Raw genomic sequence first — 16,412 nt, 5'->3', positions numbered from 1 at the left:
GGGTTAAGCAGCTTTCAGCTCGGGCCTGACAAAGGATGAGAACGTCAGGGTTGCGCTCTCCTTGAAGGAGATGAGCGTCTTGCCGATCGCTTTGAAGACAGCAATCCACGGCGGCACACTGATAGCCTGGCCACAAACTTCGTGTCCAAACGTCTGCGTGGTTCCTTCAACCATTTCCGTCCAGATACCCTTCGCGCGGCCATGTTCGGCCACCGTAGGGATACGCAACAGGTCGGGATCAACCGGATGCTGAATGAACGTGCCGGTGCTCTGGCGTTTTGCCAACGTCTTGTTCAGGGTTGGTAGCTTGGTTGCAGTGCCATCGACCACACACATCCTAAAGCCCTTGCCCGCGGCCTCATCGCGAATCATTTTATCCTTCAAATAATCGAGGCGGCTCCACGATTTGTCGTCAAGCGGTACCTCGTCCATGATTTCAGCGAAGCAATGCTCTTGGGGAACAGGCACCTCCACCATGTCAAAGTCGAATGACAGTGGGTTGGTGACCGCGACCATTGCCATCCGCTGCCGATGCTCGATCATGTTGAAGTCCGCGGCATTGAGCACCGTCTCGTGAACAACGTAGCCCAGGTCCCTCAGCATCGATCGCGAGATTGAAGCGGAGGCCGTTTTCAGCCAGTTTGGCACGCACTCGATTACCACGAACGCCGGCGACGTCTGAGCCACGGCCGCGAGGAACGGAACGACCAGATGGCCGACGTCAGGATGGTCTTCGGGATGCGTCAGCTTGAGCTTACTTCGCCCTGCGCTGGATGCTCCGCTGCACGGAATTCCAATGACGATGCCGTCCAGCTTCGGAAGCTGGGACATTAGCCACGAATCGAACACCACCTCCTGCATCGGTGCCGTGAGCAAAATCGTCTTGGCATCGTAGACAGGGTTGCGCTCGACGGCATGCGCCATGCAATCCGCTCGGATCTCGTTGGCAACTGCAAGCCTGGATGCGACGCCCGCCGCTTGCAGCCCCTCGTGCGCAGCACGATCCAGGATGCCAATGCCAGCGGAGAACGAGCCGATCAGCAACGGCTCACCTGCATCGAGCTTTGCCTTCAGGCGCTCCAGGCGCTCCATGGCACGGAGCTCCGAGGCGATGGGTAGGATGAAGATTCGATGGTACTTGACGACGATGCGAACTGCCGTCAAACCCAGCTTCACGAACATCCCGAGAAGGTCGCTGTTGTTGATGTCGATTACCGGGATCTCACGATCGCGGACGATCTTCTTGGAAACCACACGCTCGCCGCCGCTCGTAACGACTTCGAGTGTGAGCATGCACCGTTCCTTGTCGACCTTGGGGTTGAACTCCACGCCCGGGGCAAAACCTCCCCTCATGGCTTGGTCCCCATCGATCCAGAGGCGTGGGTTGCCGCGCCTCTCGCCGAGAGTCCGAATCTCCATTGTTTCCAATTGCTTGCTCATGTGTCATCTCCTGAGGTTGAAAGGAGCCACTTGCGATGGCCGTACGCCAGGTGATGACCACCAGGTGGCTGTAACCTGGTGAGCGGTGGGAGGTCGGGCAGGACGCGGAGGCGGGTCGGGTATCCACGGCCAGCGCACGCTATGCGCAATGCGCAATGCGCAGTGCGCATAGGGCAGAAGGCGGCAGCTGGTGACGGGGCTATGGGGTGGATGGAAAAGGAAACGCCCCGGCTGTCTTGCTAGCCAGGGCGTCGGTGGTGCAGTTCATTGATATGGCAGGTCATCGGGCTTTGAGCAGCTGTTGGATCTCCGCAGTGACGGGGCGAAACTGCCCTCGGTGCCCGTTGGTCGGTTGCGCCCTATGTGTGGGAACGGTGCTGGGGAGCTGCACCCTGGGGGCATTCCAGAGGTTGATGGGGGGAATCCTGAGGTCAGGCCAGGTGATCACGAAAGCCTCCTTTGCGTTGGTCTGTGATCGGGTATGGCTCACAGCGTCAGCTAATGGCCGCGCAGAAAAACAAAACCCCCGTGAATAACACGGGGGCGTAGAGGCTTGACGGATCAGGGTGTGACCGATGGTCGTTCGCATACGAGCTGGGTTGCCTGCCCACCGGAGGCAAACAAGGTGAACGCGGCAGGAGCCCGGCCATAGAACCGATCCATGTCGGCGAGCTCGGCCTTCAGCGATTCCTCGCTGGGGCATTTCACCAGAATCCGGTCGCCTTCGGCGTAGCACATGGTCCAACGCTTTTCGAGGTTGACCCAACACCCGAAGTAAGGGGCATCCTGGTCGGTGTCGTACTGTTGCCAGCCGGCGCCGCAGAGCTTGCTGTCATACACGTATCGATCCCGGCTAACAAACCCGAGCGCCAGATCCGCATCCAGATCGCGATGGACGGTATTCCCGCGTGCATTGACTTCCTCGCGGTACATCCCTGCCGCAAGCTGATTCCGCCGGCGACGGTAGTCGAGGACGTGTTCGGCTCGCTCCTGCTTAGTTTTACTCGTCGCGCGACGGGCATACAGCCAACTGCCCAGCGCTTCATGCATCTGACGGCGAAGTTCGTGCTTGGTGGGAAGGGCTTCATTCATCTGTATCTCCTTGAGGTGGGGAGCGTTTGCGTGATGCTTGGCTATGCAGATCACCCACCTGCAATCGAGATACAAGGTCGTGTACCGCATCTCCGAGGTAACAGATAACGGAGTCAGTCACGATGAAAAAGCTAGCCTTCGCGGCATTCCTTGCGATGCCGGGGTCATTTGTCATGATCGCCCTCCTCTGCATTCATCCTCGGATGCGTGCGGAGATGGCGGAAGCTTCGGGAATGAATGTCCTCCTTGACACCTTGAATCGAAACGCGGCGCTTCTGCTGCTGGTAGTCGTGCTCTATCGCCACTCGATGGCCGATCGGCACGTCCGCCGATGATGTGAAAAGGCCATTCGGGTTCTCCCGATGGCCTTTTTTCTTTGGGGCTTGCGATTGCCGCCGGCCAGGACCACGCCATGGCGCAATCTGAGACACCCTATGCAATATTGCGCGCTTGTGCCACGCTTCCGCTTTGGCCCACAAGACACACGTTCCTGGGATGTCGGAGAACCACTATCAGACGCTGGGAGTCAGCCCTGACGCTGATGCGGCAACTATACGCACCGCGTACCGGCGCCTTGCCCAGAAGTGGCATCCGGATCGACTGTCCAAGGCCCCGGAAGCCGAGCGGAAATTGGCCGAAGAGCGGCTCAAGGACATCAATCGCGCCTACGCCGTTCTGTCCGATGACGCGCGCAAGCAGGCCTACGATGCGCGCACAGGGTTCGGCGGCTTCGCGGCAGACGACGAAGCCGACGGCGATGACGATTTCGATTCTGGACCGAGCCGGCATCAACGCCAATCCTCGCGGCGCAACCCCCCGCCAAAGCCCCCGGAGCACGGCCGCGACTTGTTCGTGAAGGCCACTACCGATGTGCAGACAGTGCTTCGTGGTGGGTACGTGAGAGTCGGCTGGCTCGCCGATGACGACTGCCCGCTTTGCGACGGGACTGGCTTCCTTTTCCACGCATACACGACGGAGTGTCCTGAATGCGGCGGTATTGGCTGCTACGCGTGTAGTGGTAGGGGCCGAGCTAGGGCCAGGACGCGCTGCCCTTGGTGTACAGGACGCGGCTACCTATCGAGGGATCATCTATTCGAAGTGACGGTGCCGGCAAGGACGCACAATGGTTGCAACCTCCGGCTACTTGGGAAAGGCGGCCCAGGCTTCAACGGCGGCGCCCCAGGAGACCTCTACTGCATCATTCAAGTCAAGAAGCACAAGCTTGGCCACGTTCGGGGACTGAATGTCTACACGGAGATCCGAATCGATTGCATCGACGCAATGCTTGGTGCCACCCGAACATTCGAAGTCTTGGGCAGCGATCTCCAAATCAAGATTCCCGCCGGGACACGCGCCGGGAAGTACCTCAGGCTTGCTGGGCAAGGGCTGAGGAGCGGGGATGGGTCCGGGGACCTGGTCCTTCACGTCAGTATTGATATCCCCAAGGGCACGTTGTCGGACAAGCAGCGCCTTCACCTGCGGCGATTTGCTGGGTTGGAGCCTGAGCCGTCAACGGACCAGGAACAGGCCAGGCCAGCGACCACCCGCCATCCTGAATCCGAGCCATTGCGAGCATCGGAGCGCGAGACACCGAGGATGCGGCAGATCGTCTATGCCGAGGCGGTGGCCGACTTCCACATTCGGACAATGACAGCGCAGGAGTTCGCCAACTACAGCCTTGCCTCCAAGGCGTTCTCAGATTATGCGGACGGTTTCTATGCCTGGCGCGGGCAAAAGCAAACGGCGCAGCGCTTTGCCGATTTGCGCACGAGCATGCTATCGGTGGAGGGCATCAACAAGACGCTGTTCGCAGGCCAGCATGCGCCTTCAACGCTGGTTTCCTTTCTGCGGGCTCTCCGGCAGATGGAGCTCGGGGACCGATTGGTAGCAATCGGAAACTATGCCTGTCTGGTCTACGCATCGGCCGCCGGTGCCATCATCACGGACGCATCCCGGCACCGGCTCTTTGGTAAGCGGGTGCAACTGTTAGCTGCCGGCGCGTTGACACCAAAGGCTCTGATTGATGCTCTGCGGGAGGTCGATGAGACGTTTGAGGAGTTGGTCGGCCACGCCGGGAGATTCAGTGCGTTGAACGCTGCGGGCCTGACGATAGATATCATTGGGGCCGGCTTGGGAACTACCCTTCCAGGCAAACGAGCCCCAAGCAGGCTGCTCAACGATGAGAGCGCGGAGCTTGAGGACTACGGCATTGCCTCGCTCTTGGGCGATGGCATCGTCAGCGCGGTCGTGGTCTCGGACTCGGGTCAGATGGAAAGGCTCGCTGCATTGAAGCCGTCTACATTCATTCGCTACAAGCGATGGGCGTCGGAACTGGCGGATATTGCGCCAGAAAAGCGCGGGCATTGCTCCAGGATGGCCGCCCTCGTCTCCGAACTGGCACGGGGGATAGCGCCGGCGGCCGTCAACCCCTGAAGCATCGGGCCGGCGAGAATCTGCGCCAGCTATCCCACGCGGCTTTGAGCCGCTCGGCTGGCCTATTTCGTGCGCATGACGTGGCGTCGTGGCTGCCGCGATCGCCGGACGGGGGGCGGCGACCTGCCGGCGAGTCACTAGTCATTGCCAAAGCTGCGCCAGGAATCCCACGCGGCTTTCACTCGCGCAGCGGAGATTTCTTCCGCAAACCCCAGCTGGTGCTGCACGCCCAACGTCGTTTCGCCTGACGCAAAAAGAGCCGCGGCAAAGCTGTTCCGGAGTATTTGGGGGCTGATGCTCTCGGCAGACGCCTCCTCCCGACTCGTGTACACCCCCGACTCCTGCATGACCGCCTCACAGATGCGGAGTGCCATTACCGAGTTCATCGCACGCCCAACCAACCGCGCACCGGTGCCATTACGGCCACCCCGGGAGTTCGCTGTAGCGCCCCCTGCTTCGATGAGGTCGATCCATGAGCTGGTGCTGGGCTTTGCCACCGGCGAATCTTTCTCGAGGGCCTGCAGCCTGTTGGGATCAACAATCTCCGCCGGAAAAACCAGATCGCCCACCTTGCGACCCTTCTTCAGACATTCGCGCTCCCACTTCCGTCGCTGCGCCAACCATCGTTTGAGCAGGTCCGCGGCGAACGGCATGACGCGGACCTGGTGGAAGAACTTCGAATCCTCTTCCTGAACGGTGATTTGTACGGCACGTTTCGTCTCGATGCAGCTAACAGTCAAGCTCAGTGCCTGGTGAACCTTCAGGCCTGCCCCGAGAAACACCGCCACCATGGCTCGGTCACGTAGCTGTTTGCGGTGCGCGGTGATGTCGCTTGCTGGCTTGAGTGCGCTGTTCAGATGGGAGACCAGCCCGTCGTACTCAGACCGGCGCAGGAAGCCCATTTGCAGCGATGTATTCAATAAATTCTTTCTACCCGGCTCTATCCCTTGGGACGAACAGCTAGCGGGATTGAGCCGCTCGTTGGTGGTTGCATCGGCGCCAAGCAGGTGCTTGAATACCCGTTCCAGGAGCGCACGATATCGTTCCCGCTGGCTTGACGAGTTTGTCTCCGCGAGCGTCGACAGAAAGTCTGAGACATCCTTCGCCGTTGTCTCGGTGACCGGGATCTTCCTTTCGTCCAGGAACGAGAGGAACTTCCCCCACTGCAGCTTGTAGATCTCAACTGAGGAGACTTTCAGCTGTGGTGCATCCTTTCGGCGACCCTTCAGCGTTGAGAGCCAGCCGTCAAAGGCTTGTTCGGGGTTGTTCTGCCAGTCGACGGCTTTCGGCTCGAAGATTTCCTTGTTGGCCATGTGCGCTCGCGGGATGTGTGGAGGGGTGCTTCACGCTTGACTGTTAGCTACATTATATATATGGGTGCGAATAACGGCACATATTTGCCGTTTCCCCCGCCAAAATCTGCTGTTTTGTCCGCGGCATTGATGGGGATCTGCAACGCTTTCGTAGGCCGGTGTCGATTGATCTGCAGCCTATAGGTTGTAGCCATGCGGTGGAAATTGGCCTACACGTGCGCTGACGGCGGCCTGCGAGAAATCGAACGGTCGCTCGGCCGCGGGCCATCTAACCGAACAAGAGGATGGGGCTACTTTCCCTTCCCCCCATGTCGTCTTGTTGCTGTGGCAGTTCTAGTGTTGCGCTGGGGGCTACAGCCGAGTCTCCGGTGACCCGGAGCACCGCGGAGGCTCGTGAAACATCCCGACCGAACCGGGGGTTTGAATGACTGTTCCCGTCGTCCCCTCTTGCTGGGAGCACATCGTCAGGAAGGCAGAGATCGCTTTCTTGGCGCCGGCACAACGTGGCCTGAGCGACGGCGTGGGCTTGGTGCGGCATGGGAGGCTGGCGTGCTCGCTCTACTGGTCCGCTACGCTGCCTGGCCACCAGTTGGAGCTCGCCATTTGTACTGAGCGCATCGAGTCGACGGCCACCCGCCCGCGGAAGATCACGGCGTGGATTACCCGACAACTCGCCGTCACTAAGCGCTATGCGGGCCATCAACGTGGCGCCGACTGGCTCGGGATTGGGTTTGCCAATACGCACGAAGCGCTGAGTTTCCTGGGCCACTATCACGATGTCCGCATAGGCCTCCTGAACCCAGACGATCTCTATCGGGAAGGTGCGGCCATACTAATGTCGCCGCCTCGGATGGTGGCGTTGCCAGCTGCGGAGCCGGCTGAAGCTTCAAACTCGCTTGTGGCCATTCCTCCGAGCTCCATAGCAGAGATTGAGACGGAAGCCTCGCTGTTGCACCAGTTCCGACAAGCAACGGCCCATATTCCCGCCAAGTCTGAGGCCGACCAGCTTGCGAGACAGCAAGTAGGCCTGGATTTGATCAGGAAGGCCCTGCTCCGACTCCACGTGACTCGCTGCGACTTAACTGGGCTTGGGGACTCCGCCCTACTTTGCGTAACCCACCTCAAGCCTTGGTCCGCCTGCACCGACGCAGAACGGATGGACTTATCCAACGTTTTACTGCTCGCCACCCATGTCGACATGGCATTTTGCCGCGGCTTGGTGTCGTTCGATGACGATGGCTGCCTACTCATGTCGTCCGAGTACGGGGACTACTGTCGCTACCGTGGCATCTCGGTCTTAACGGGGGCGCTCAGGTTGCGTCAGCCCGACGCAGATATGTGCAAGTACCTCGCGTGGCATCGGGCGAATGTGTACCATCGCGCCCCGTCCTGGTGGCTTTCGGGACTGGCCACAAGGCCTCGTACCTGAAAGCGGGCCACAAAAGAAAAACCCCGGCAGCTCGAGAGAGCAACCGGGGTTGGTTTAGATCAGACTTGGGTTCAGGCCTTCTGCAGCCAGGGACGTTCCCCCTCGACCCGCTCGGTCATGTCGACAAAGCGGCATTGCACGAGCATTTCGCAGAACTGCTTGCCCGTTACGTGCTTGGCGTCTGCGGCGGACATCAATGCCAAAAGGTCACCGAATTCCGCCAGCGCCGCCCATGCGTCGTCAAAGACTGTGAGTTCTGGAACGATGTCGCGACCAAGCTCTCGCCACACCACACGCATCTCCCCGGTGGTGCCGCCTTCCGGGGCATAGAAGCCAAACAACACTTCATCGAGCACGGATGTCTTGCCGCGGTGATACCAGGCCTCCGTAGAATGGATAAAACCACGCACGCAGCCCGCATGCTTGCCAGTCTCGATTGTTTTCATTTCTGTGCCTTTCTCCGATTCGGGAATTGTGCCGAAAGTGCTTGCCACAGGGCGAGTCTCTACAGGCGTTTGATAGCTGCCGTGGACGATGCCAAACCAGTAGATTCAGTCCTCCACGTTTGCGAGTGCATCCTCGGGGTCCGTGTCGGTCAGCAAACGCTGCGCCGCACAGGCGCCACGCCATGCCTCGACCTCATGAGGATGGGTGGCCTTGTCAAAGCGATACCCTTGTCGTACGTGATAGCCCCGCAACTCGTAGAGTTGTCTGGCCAACTCGTTCGTCTGCTCGACAACCTGCTTGTCGGTTCGCATCATCTATCCTTGGTGATGCCCTTGGGGCCGCCCTGTGAGGACGGTTGGGCGGTGGTTGGATTGGAGGAACGGGCCGCAGGGCGCCCCGACTCTCCACATGCCTGGTAAGGGGTGATGCCCTACAAGCAGGTATAGATCCGGGCCGTGACCGAACAGAAAGAAAAAGCCCACCAGACATTGGTCCGGTGGGCTGGGCGGTTAAGCCGCGCGTCGCTCGAGGACGGTGACGGTCTTGGGAACCATGATGGTTCGTTCAACCGGCGCGAAGTCAGACAGCAACTCGATGAAATTCTCGCGAATCTCATCGCACGCAGCATCGAACGCCGTGACGACGTCGACGCGCGAGCGCAGTTCGTCCATGCTCATGTCACTGAAATCAGCATCCTGGTCGATGGGACGCATTGGCCAGTGCGAAAGCGTGACCGGGGACTTTTCGTAGTTCACGCGCCCGCGATCGCCGGTGGCCGAACAGACGCCGCAACGGTTGTCCGCGGAACAGTCTTTCAACAGCGGTTTGAGCTTGCTAACCATGGCCAGCTTTTCGGTGTCCGAGAGCGCGATCGCCTGGATGGCCGATCGACCGAGGTAGACGTCGTCGTGCCAGAGGCCCCCATTGCGGAGAATTTCAGCGCCGATGATGCCTTCCGCGCCGTCCAAGGTAGGAGCGACTCGCCTGAAGTTCCGCTGGCCGCACGACCGGCAGAAGGACAGATGCTCCGTGCTCTTGTACTCACTGCGATAGAGGACCAAATAGCCACCGGAGCGCCCGTTCGTCCCGATCGTGTACATCCCGTGCATGGAGTGGGTGAACTCGCGAATGGGATCATCAATGCGATCCCAGTACGTCTCCGCCGCCAGCATGTCATACGCGGCGTCGGTTTGCTCGCGGGTCAAGCCAAGCCGGTCGACCTTGATGCAGTGGGCATACGAAGTACTGCGGTTGTGGCTGCCAGCGGTGTGGTAGCGGAAGTGCGAGGACAAGAATTCCGTCATCGCACGGCGGGAACGGCGGTCTACTGCTTTGGAAAAATGGCTCATGATCGATCTCCTGGGTAAGAGGCCACTTGCGATGGCCTGACAGGTAGGAGATGTTTCACACGGAGCGGTACTCAAAAAAAGAAAAGCCTCCAGTCACACATCGTCGTGAGCTGGAGGCTGCGATCGCGGTGCGATCAGGTTATGCCGGTAGCGGTTCAACCTTGACGGTGACCCACTCTCCGTTGACCATGGTCAGTTAGGCGGCAGCCATTGAGTTCGTAGACAAACGCTGTACCTGCCTTGGCGCGGATGACCATGTTTAGCTCCTCAGCCTTAGACGGTACCGAACTGCTGTACGCCGGCATCCTTGAACCGCTTCAGCGCATCCCGCAAGCCATCGGCATTGGGCAACACCTCGGCTTGTGTTTCGACACCACCGGGTGCGTAGAGCGCGATTCCGATGGGTTTGCCCGGCTGCAAGTTGGTGCTATCGGTCGTCCAGTCAGAGATCATGATCTGCCAGGGTCCCGATTGCCCTTGGAGCTCGAGGAACCAGCCCGAGTACCCTCCTCCGGTCGAAGCATCCGTAAGGCCCTCCGATCGTAGGAAACCCTCGATCTCGGCGCCAGTTTCAAAGGTGTGATCCATATCAATCTCCTGTTCGAGAAATTCTAGCCTGGTGCAGGCTTTACTCCTTGCCTCTTGATATGAAGCGCAGGTGCACACAAGCCGGCCGATCAGAAAAGAAAATGGCCCGTCACTCGCGAGAGTGGACGGGCCGTCGTTGGTTAGAGTGCCACAGGCTCAGGAATGTCCTGAAGCTGCTCGTCGGCGACGACTTCCAGCTCGTCGAGCCGTTTCCGCGCGTCCAGGACAATATCGGCAAAGGCCGGATCGTCGGCAGGAGCGCCACGAAGGACCGTTACCCCAGCATCGTCGACAAAGGCGAACCAGGCAGGGGAACGTCCACTGCTGATCTCGCGATCACACATGACCCGTCCTCCGATCAGGCTCCCCAGCCTCATCGTGCGGCACGACTCTCCGTCCACTACGCAGCCAGAGACAATCATGCCGGCACGTTTGTTCGTTTGGACACTTGCGTCTACGCCACCACCATCTCCAATATCGACCGCGACTCGGTAGCCGCGCCCGTGACAATGCGCCGCCGAGGACTCGTACCCAAAATTGTCCTCATACAACGTTGCAAAGCAATCCTGGCCACACTGGGGACAAAGCTCCTGAAAATCGACTTGCCTGGAGGTAGACATTCTTACTCCTTGTGAGGAATTGAGGCCTCGGATCTGGCCTGATATGCCGGGATGATCAACATCGCGGCATAACCGGCAGAAGCAGCCCGAGCTCGCCGAAGGAGGAGGAGGTTAGGAAAGGAGCCGGCCTGCCACGCCGGCTTCAGGCAAAAGAGAAACCCCCGGGCACGATGCGCCGGGGGCATGGGTTACTCCTTCACGATCACGCGGCTAGCGGGCTCGTTCCGGCGGGTACCGTCGTCGATCAGATGAGCGAGTTTCGTGGCGAGGTCGCGCAGGAGAACCCCCGCATGGACCACCTTCAGCACCATCGTTCCCTCAGCCTGGACCAAAATACGGAGTCCGTGCTGACCAGGGGCATGCTCGAGGACCAAAAAACCCTTCAGTTTCGAGGTATCCACGCGAAACTGCAGGGCGGGCGCCCGTTCGGCCTGGAGGTCGTCGACATCTCGGAAAATGATTCGATCGATGTCAGCGCCGGCGTCAACCAGCATCTGCCAGAGCGTTCGCTCACCGTCCGGGGCATGGAGGACTTCCACAACCTCAATCATGTTGAGAAGGCGCTGCGATTTGATCAGGTCACGGTCGACCGGCAGCTTTGTTGACGAAAAGCCATTCACTTCGGTGTTTGCGGATTCGATCATGCTGTTTACTCCATTGGTAGGGTTGGTAGGGGCATGCCCCCTTGTCCTTGCCAATGGGAATGAGTCACACACGTCCACAACCAGAAGCACCGGCCAAAAACAAAAGCCCCGCTCATCTTTCGGATGAACGGGGTTCTGAGTTGCACTACTAGAGTGCTAGTCGATGCGACGAGTTTTGAAATGCGCAGTGCCTACTGCGCAGGTGGATCGCTCCGCTTTGCATCGTCGGCCGCCGGCGTCGTGCTGCCAGCTGGATCTGCACCATCCAAGATGGCCTTGATTGCCTTCAGTGCTTCCGGACGATCGTTCGTCAGCAGATTGTCGAGATCACTAAGCAACCTGTTCTTGACATGTTCCGCGGCATACTGTCCAGCTCCGTCGATGACGCACTGGATGTACGCCACACGTTCTGCCTCGGTCTCGAAGCTCTTCTCGCCGGAGTCAGCCATTTCTTCTGCCACCTGACGAATGGCATCGTCCTCGTCGACTGCCCAGACGGATACCGAGTAGTCGCCTTGCTCGTCGTCGCCAGGCTGCCAGTCCAGAGTTACACAGAACAGCTCCAGTGCAACCGCCAGTTCAAGTCCAGCTGTCGTTTCGTTCGAGATTGCATTCAGCACAATATGCTCCTGATATCCAGTCGCCCGCGCCCCAAAGGCACGGAACGCCCTGGGGGTTGTTGGAAAGTCCTTGCGAGAAGAGATGTAGATCAGGAGAACAGAAAGGGGACGCCACCTTGCCGTAACCCTCCTCTGCGGCGGCCCGCTGCCCGATCACCATGCTCGCCACGGCGTACCGGAAAAGAAAAATCCCCGGGCAGCGTGGATACGCCCCCGGGGAGTGTTTAATTGAACAAGAGATCGACTTGTGCCGATGCCGTTGTCGCCTTCCCGCCCCATGCAACCCGGGCTTCAGGCGGTAAATCGGCAAACCCGACCGACCGACCAATGAGTGCGTCTATGTCGTACTCACAGGTAATACCGAGACGATCCTTGTGTGCGGTACGACGGCAGATCGCATCGTGTTCGTTCTGCTGCGCGTGTGACAGGGAGAGACACCCGTAGGACAAGTACCAAAGGTACCCTGTGGTAACTCCGCCCGGCATCACTCCCTGATCATGCATTCGGAGCAATCGGTCCACCTCGAAGTCCTCGATCAAGCAGGCACTCTCGAGGTCCACCGAGAAAGTAGGCTCCGTCTCCACGGCCCACGCAAGCTTTCCGTCCCGTAGGGTCGTCAGCTCCGGCGCACATCCACTTCTCTCGGTGAGAGCCTCAAAATACGGGTCACGCAGGCCAGTCCATGTTGCATTGCTAGCCGTCGAATCCCACTCCTTGCCAACATGCAGGAACCGCGCAACAGGTATCGGGCTTTGCTTGACTGCCGGCACATCTGGCACATCGTAGCGGACTCCTCGTTGCCTGATGTCCCGATGGTCTGCCCAGACCGAGAATGGCATGGCCACGCCGTTCAGAGATTGCATTGCGTCCACAGCGATCATGACATCCAGCGGAAGCAGCCTGAACTTCGGCTGCTCACCAGCACTCGCTGCACGCAACTCTTCGTCGTAGTCCAGCTGCAGCATGTAGCGCGTGAGCGCACGAATCATTGAAGGATGGTAAGTATCCGGCTGGATTGTGACCCAACCCTCTTTGATCGTCCGCCCCACCCAATGCCGCCTCTGCCAGTCATACCGAGTATTGCGGATGAAACGGTTCAGCAGGTTCAGCCCTTTGGCGTAAGCATAGCGCGCGTCGTACTCGATCATGTTGGCGAGCGATTTGTCCTCCGCAACTTGGCACACGTGGCACCCGAGTCGAGCACCACAGCCGCCCTTCCCGCGCTTCTCGCCGCCCTCATAGATTGCATCAGCGACAACTGCGCACGACGTGCCTGAGGAATGTGCATACACGCGTTTCGTTTCTTCGAAGTCCGAGAACGATGGGTACTGCTGACCGCCGTAGATTGCGATGGCCTCCCATATATCGTCGGTGCTCCATACCCGAACCGGACTGAGGATCAGCTCGCCGTCCTTGTTGCGAACCGGCACGTCCGAGCGGTCACCGCGGACAAGCATGGCAGCGGCGCGGCGTTGGCCCTCGTCCAGGCGGGTGCCCAGACACGTTACGGGCTCGGGGAGCTTCTCCTGAGCAAGCTTTCTGAACAGCTTGCGTCGGAACATGCGCTGAGGATGAATCTTGAGATCGACAGAACAGTCACTTTGAGAGCCCGGGAAGCTTGGAAGGCCTCGGCCGCTCAGAATCTTCAACTGCCAGGTCGAGAGCAGCGTGGGCTGAACCGTCTTCGTAAGAAGCCGAACGCCGTGATCCTTCGCAAACCCCCGCATCTTCGCCGTCTCAGCTTGGTACAAGGACTGGGACTCAGGTGACTCGACGCCAGTATCCCCTGTCGTCACGATGACCAGTGGATTGCCCCCAGACGCCTTTGCCAAAACTGCCGCGTGGAGAACCAAGGCAGCCACCACAGAACTGTCCTTCCCTCCGCTGTAGGCCACAATAATCGGATGGCCGCCGGCGAACAGGGCCCCGATCGCTGCCAAGGCCTTCTCGATCAGTTCCTGCACGGTGAAGACCATTTCGTCACGCCTGAACAGCTCGATCGTCTTTGTGTCAACCATTTCTTTGCTCCTGATAGCCAGCTGCTCGCCCCGCACGGGGTGCGAGGCATTTGGCGGTTAAGTCGGAAACCCTTGCAGAAGGGAATGCAGATCAGGAACGCGCAAAGAAAAAGCCGCTCACATAGTGAGCGGCCGTGTGTGCCGGTAGCCAGCACGTGGTTATGTTGCGGGTGGGTGCCTCAGCCGCGGTTCCAGGCTGCTCGCCCCGGACTCAGACTGCTGCGCCTTCGATGCTGTGGAACACCCATTCCCAATATCCGAGCAGGGTGTCATCGTTTGCTACCTCTGATCGCCACGCCGACCTGGGATGATCTGGGTGTTCAGTGTCGAAGGTCGCTCGGAGCCAGGCTGGGGAGCCCTCCTCGAGCTTTCCGTACGCGTCGACCAGGGAGCGACCGAGCTTTACGCGCACGCGATCTGCGATCGCCCCGTCCGTGAGGCCAGCGAGGATGCCGTTGATCTGGGTGACGAAGCGGGTAGCTACGCCGTCCAGGTTGCCGATCTCGATCGCTGCATCCAGTTCCGCGCCAAGCACGATCGCCGTGGCCGAGCTGGACCTTACCGAGATGTGCCGACCGATGAAGTCGCCGGCGCCACCGAACTCGAACAACTGTGGCTTGTCGCACCGCCAGCTCCCCTCGAACTTGATCGCCTTCAGGCCGTGGCCGTCGTCGAACCACTGCGCAAGATCGAAAAGAACCTGCAGATCAGCATCTTCGTCCTCCGTGAACTCATGGTGGTCGAGAAGCTGGAAGAGCCCCGGGTCGTTGATGCCGAAGTGCTCCGCCAGCGCGAACAACTCCATTGCGATGCCCTCGCTGGTGTCATCCGGGAGTTCGACTCCCAGATCTGACCTCAGCGCCGCCACCCGATCGTTGACTTTCCCCCAGTGCGGTTCATCCTCGGGAGTCGAGGCTATGTAGACCTCACCATTCCCCGGTGTGGTCGGGTCCAGTGCGAAAGCGCCAAAGAGTGCCATGATCATCGGCGTGACTTTGTCGAGGATCAGTACGCCCGTGGAAGTGCTGTAGGTGTTTGCCATGATGAAGCTCCTATGTAGGATTGGGAAGAGTGTGTTGGTTAGATTTGAACGGAGAGGTCATGACGACCGCGCACAGGAAGCACGCGCGGGACGGAATGGCTTGGCTCCCACCGCGGCGTCCTGCCGTCCTCGGTGACGAGATCAAGGATTGCCCATCCATTCTCTTCGGCGAGTTCGTTGGCATACTGAACCGCGCCTTCGTACGTGGCGAAGTCGCCGACGCAATCGCTCCCACATTCTTCTTCCGGCTTGTAGTGCAGATAGACGGAATAGAACTGGGGATCGACGTTGTCGAGCTCGACGATGCCGCCGCCGGCATCTCGCGGAGAGTGCTCATTGCGTACGCCTTGGATCTCCACGGAGTTGAAACGCTCCGGGTGACCGCCGATAACCTCGTCGGCATAACGATCGGCAAGGCGATCAAGCTGCTCGGAAAGCTGCGGATCTTCCGAGTAGCGCTTCGCCAGCGCCAGGAACAGGATGCTGTCGACGAGCACCCAGCCTGCATCGTCGCCAAGGCTCTTCGGGAACGGAAGAATCTCGCGCAGGCCGGCAGCGTAACGGGTCGCCTTGTCAAAGCTCGACCAGCCATCCTCTGCCGACCAGAAGCCGGCCCCGTGCTCACCAGGTGTAGCATCGGTCAGAGCCGCGGCTTCGGTGGGCGAGTAAAGAACATAGAACTGGTCTTGCATTTGGGATCTCCGGGTGGAAGTTGGACTTGCCCGGAGTGATGAGGAACAGGCGCGACTAAGTCTTGAACACCGCCCCCCGCGTTGATTGTTGACCACCACCGCCCGGCGCCGAGGCGCTCGCGGGCGTCGTGCGCGACAGATAAAAAAATGCCCACCGGTTCCTGAGTCGGAACGCGATGGGCATGGACGGGCTGGATAGTTTCCGGCGATGTGGAACAGGAGCAGTAAGATCCCGGCCGCACTGTGGCCGGCCAAATGAAAAACCCCACCAGTTGACAGCAGTCACCTGGTGGGTCGATGGGGTAACGAAAGCGGGATCAGTGAGCGACCCAGCCAACCTGCGGGTCGTAGCGACCGTTCAAGAAGGAGCCGAAGAAGATCCCGGGATCGGAAGACGCCCGGAGATCGTCGAAATCGGCGTTCACGGCTTCCACGATGTCAGTCGGCAAACCCGCGGGATGCAGCGTGCTGCGGACAATACCAACGGATGACATCACTTCTCGAGTGTAGACCCCCCAGTCCGGCAGGAAGACGCCGCCAGCGTTGTCACGGAAGTCCTTTTCGTAGTAGTCCGGTTTCAGGAACCGCACCGCTACCGTCTCGCCGGCCAGAGGTCCAGCAACGACGTCGAACCGGGCCTCGCCGCGATAGTTGGAACGCCAACGTACAATTTTTTGTGCCATAA

The 16,412-nt window shown here is 59.6% G+C and carries 17 protein-coding genes; 3 read left to right on the top strand and 14 right to left on the bottom strand.

Going from position 1 to position 16,412, the window contains the following annotated elements; translation table 11 throughout:
• Positions 1 to 3 precede the first annotated feature (3 nt).
• Both FFS21_RS05190 and FFS21_RS05185 read right to left on the bottom strand, forming a co-directional pair.
• Positions 4 to 1,440, bottom strand: a complete 1,437-nt coding sequence (locus FFS21_RS05190) for a DNA cytosine methyltransferase (RefSeq protein WP_051705510.1) — start codon at positions 1,438 to 1,440, stop codon at positions 4 to 6.
• 561 nt (positions 1,441 to 2,001) lie between these two features.
• A complete protein-coding gene (locus FFS21_RS05185; protein WP_011229327.1) occupies positions 2,002 to 2,532 on the bottom strand; it encodes a hypothetical protein in 531 nt (176 codons plus the stop codon).
• Positions 2,533 to 2,654: 122 nt separating this feature from the next.
• Between FFS21_RS05185 and FFS21_RS05180 the strand changes: the two genes are divergently transcribed.
• The gene (locus FFS21_RS05180; RefSeq protein WP_137923855.1) at positions 2,655 to 2,867 is read left to right on the top strand and encodes a hypothetical protein; all 213 of its coding nucleotides are present in this window, start codon (positions 2,655 to 2,657) and stop codon (positions 2,865 to 2,867) included.
• A gap of 160 nt (positions 2,868 to 3,027) precedes the next feature.
• Positions 3,028 to 4,965, top strand: coding sequence for a GSU2403 family nucleotidyltransferase fold protein (locus FFS21_RS05175; RefSeq protein WP_137923854.1), 1,938 nt, complete (start codon positions 3,028 to 3,030; stop codon positions 4,963 to 4,965).
• Between the two features lie 137 nt (positions 4,966 to 5,102).
• On the opposite strand, the gene FFS21_RS05170 is transcribed toward FFS21_RS05175, so the two are convergent.
• Positions 5,103 to 6,278: a site-specific integrase gene (locus tag FFS21_RS05170; RefSeq protein WP_137923853.1), complete on the bottom strand. Its 1,176-nt coding sequence runs from the start codon at positions 6,276 to 6,278 to the stop codon at positions 5,103 to 5,105.
• A 424-nt stretch (positions 6,279 to 6,702) separates the two neighbouring features.
• Here FFS21_RS05170 and FFS21_RS32780 point away from each other — a divergent pair, with 424 nt between their 5' ends.
• Entirely contained in the window at positions 6,703 to 7,707 is a 1,005-nt protein-coding gene (locus tag FFS21_RS32780; protein WP_137923852.1) for an HNH endonuclease signature motif containing protein, read from the top strand.
• A gap of 71 nt (positions 7,708 to 7,778) precedes the next feature.
• On the opposite strand, the gene FFS21_RS05160 is transcribed toward FFS21_RS32780, so the two are convergent.
• From FFS21_RS05160 to FFS21_RS05110, 11 genes are all read right to left on the bottom strand, one after another.
• Positions 7,779 to 8,153, bottom strand: coding sequence for a hypothetical protein (locus FFS21_RS05160; protein ID WP_137923851.1), 375 nt, complete (start codon positions 8,151 to 8,153; stop codon positions 7,779 to 7,781).
• Between the two features lie 105 nt (positions 8,154 to 8,258).
• Positions 8,259 to 8,468: a hypothetical protein gene (locus FFS21_RS05155; protein ID WP_137923850.1), complete on the bottom strand. Its 210-nt coding sequence runs from the start codon at positions 8,466 to 8,468 to the stop codon at positions 8,259 to 8,261.
• A 195-nt stretch (positions 8,469 to 8,663) separates the two neighbouring features.
• Positions 8,664 to 9,503 carry a cysteine protease gene (locus FFS21_RS05150; protein WP_137923849.1) on the bottom strand — a complete coding sequence of 280 codons (840 nt, stop codon included), beginning with the start codon at positions 9,501 to 9,503 and terminating at the stop codon, positions 8,664 to 8,666.
• 273 nt (positions 9,504 to 9,776) lie between these two features.
• Positions 9,777 to 10,091 (bottom strand): hypothetical protein, encoded by a 315-nt coding sequence (locus FFS21_RS05145; protein WP_035884210.1) that lies wholly within the window; start codon positions 10,089 to 10,091, stop codon positions 9,777 to 9,779.
• Positions 10,092 to 10,231: 140 nt separating this feature from the next.
• Positions 10,232 to 10,711, bottom strand: coding sequence for a hypothetical protein (locus FFS21_RS05140; RefSeq protein ID WP_212745217.1), 480 nt, complete (start codon positions 10,709 to 10,711; stop codon positions 10,232 to 10,234).
• Positions 10,712 to 10,899: 188 nt separating this feature from the next.
• On the bottom strand, positions 10,900 to 11,355 hold the full coding sequence (locus FFS21_RS05135) for a hypothetical protein (RefSeq protein ID WP_137923847.1): 456 nt from the start codon (positions 11,353 to 11,355) through the stop codon (positions 10,900 to 10,902).
• A 191-nt stretch (positions 11,356 to 11,546) separates the two neighbouring features.
• On the bottom strand, positions 11,547 to 11,975 hold the full coding sequence (locus FFS21_RS05130) for a hypothetical protein (RefSeq protein WP_137923846.1): 429 nt from the start codon (positions 11,973 to 11,975) through the stop codon (positions 11,547 to 11,549).
• Positions 11,976 to 12,199: 224 nt separating this feature from the next.
• On the bottom strand, positions 12,200 to 13,993 hold the full coding sequence (locus tag FFS21_RS05125) for an adenine nucleotide alpha hydrolase family protein (protein ID WP_137923845.1): 1,794 nt from the start codon (positions 13,991 to 13,993) through the stop codon (positions 12,200 to 12,202).
• A 211-nt stretch (positions 13,994 to 14,204) separates the two neighbouring features.
• On the bottom strand, positions 14,205 to 15,035 hold the full coding sequence (locus FFS21_RS05120) for a hypothetical protein (protein WP_137923844.1): 831 nt from the start codon (positions 15,033 to 15,035) through the stop codon (positions 14,205 to 14,207).
• A 38-nt stretch (positions 15,036 to 15,073) separates the two neighbouring features.
• On the bottom strand, positions 15,074 to 15,727 hold the full coding sequence (locus tag FFS21_RS05115; protein ID WP_137923843.1) for a hypothetical protein: 654 nt from the start codon (positions 15,725 to 15,727) through the stop codon (positions 15,074 to 15,076).
• Between the two features lie 317 nt (positions 15,728 to 16,044).
• Complete coding sequence (locus tag FFS21_RS05110; protein WP_017510866.1) at positions 16,045 to 16,410, bottom strand: hypothetical protein; 366 nt, start codon at positions 16,408 to 16,410, stop codon at positions 16,045 to 16,047.
• Positions 16,411 to 16,412 lie beyond the last annotated feature (2 nt).

The organism is Cupriavidus sp. 2SB, assembly GCF_005503625.1.
Classification (GTDB): Bacteria; Pseudomonadota; Gammaproteobacteria; order Burkholderiales; family Burkholderiaceae; genus Cupriavidus.
This window is presented reverse-complemented; position numbering and strand designations above follow the sequence as displayed.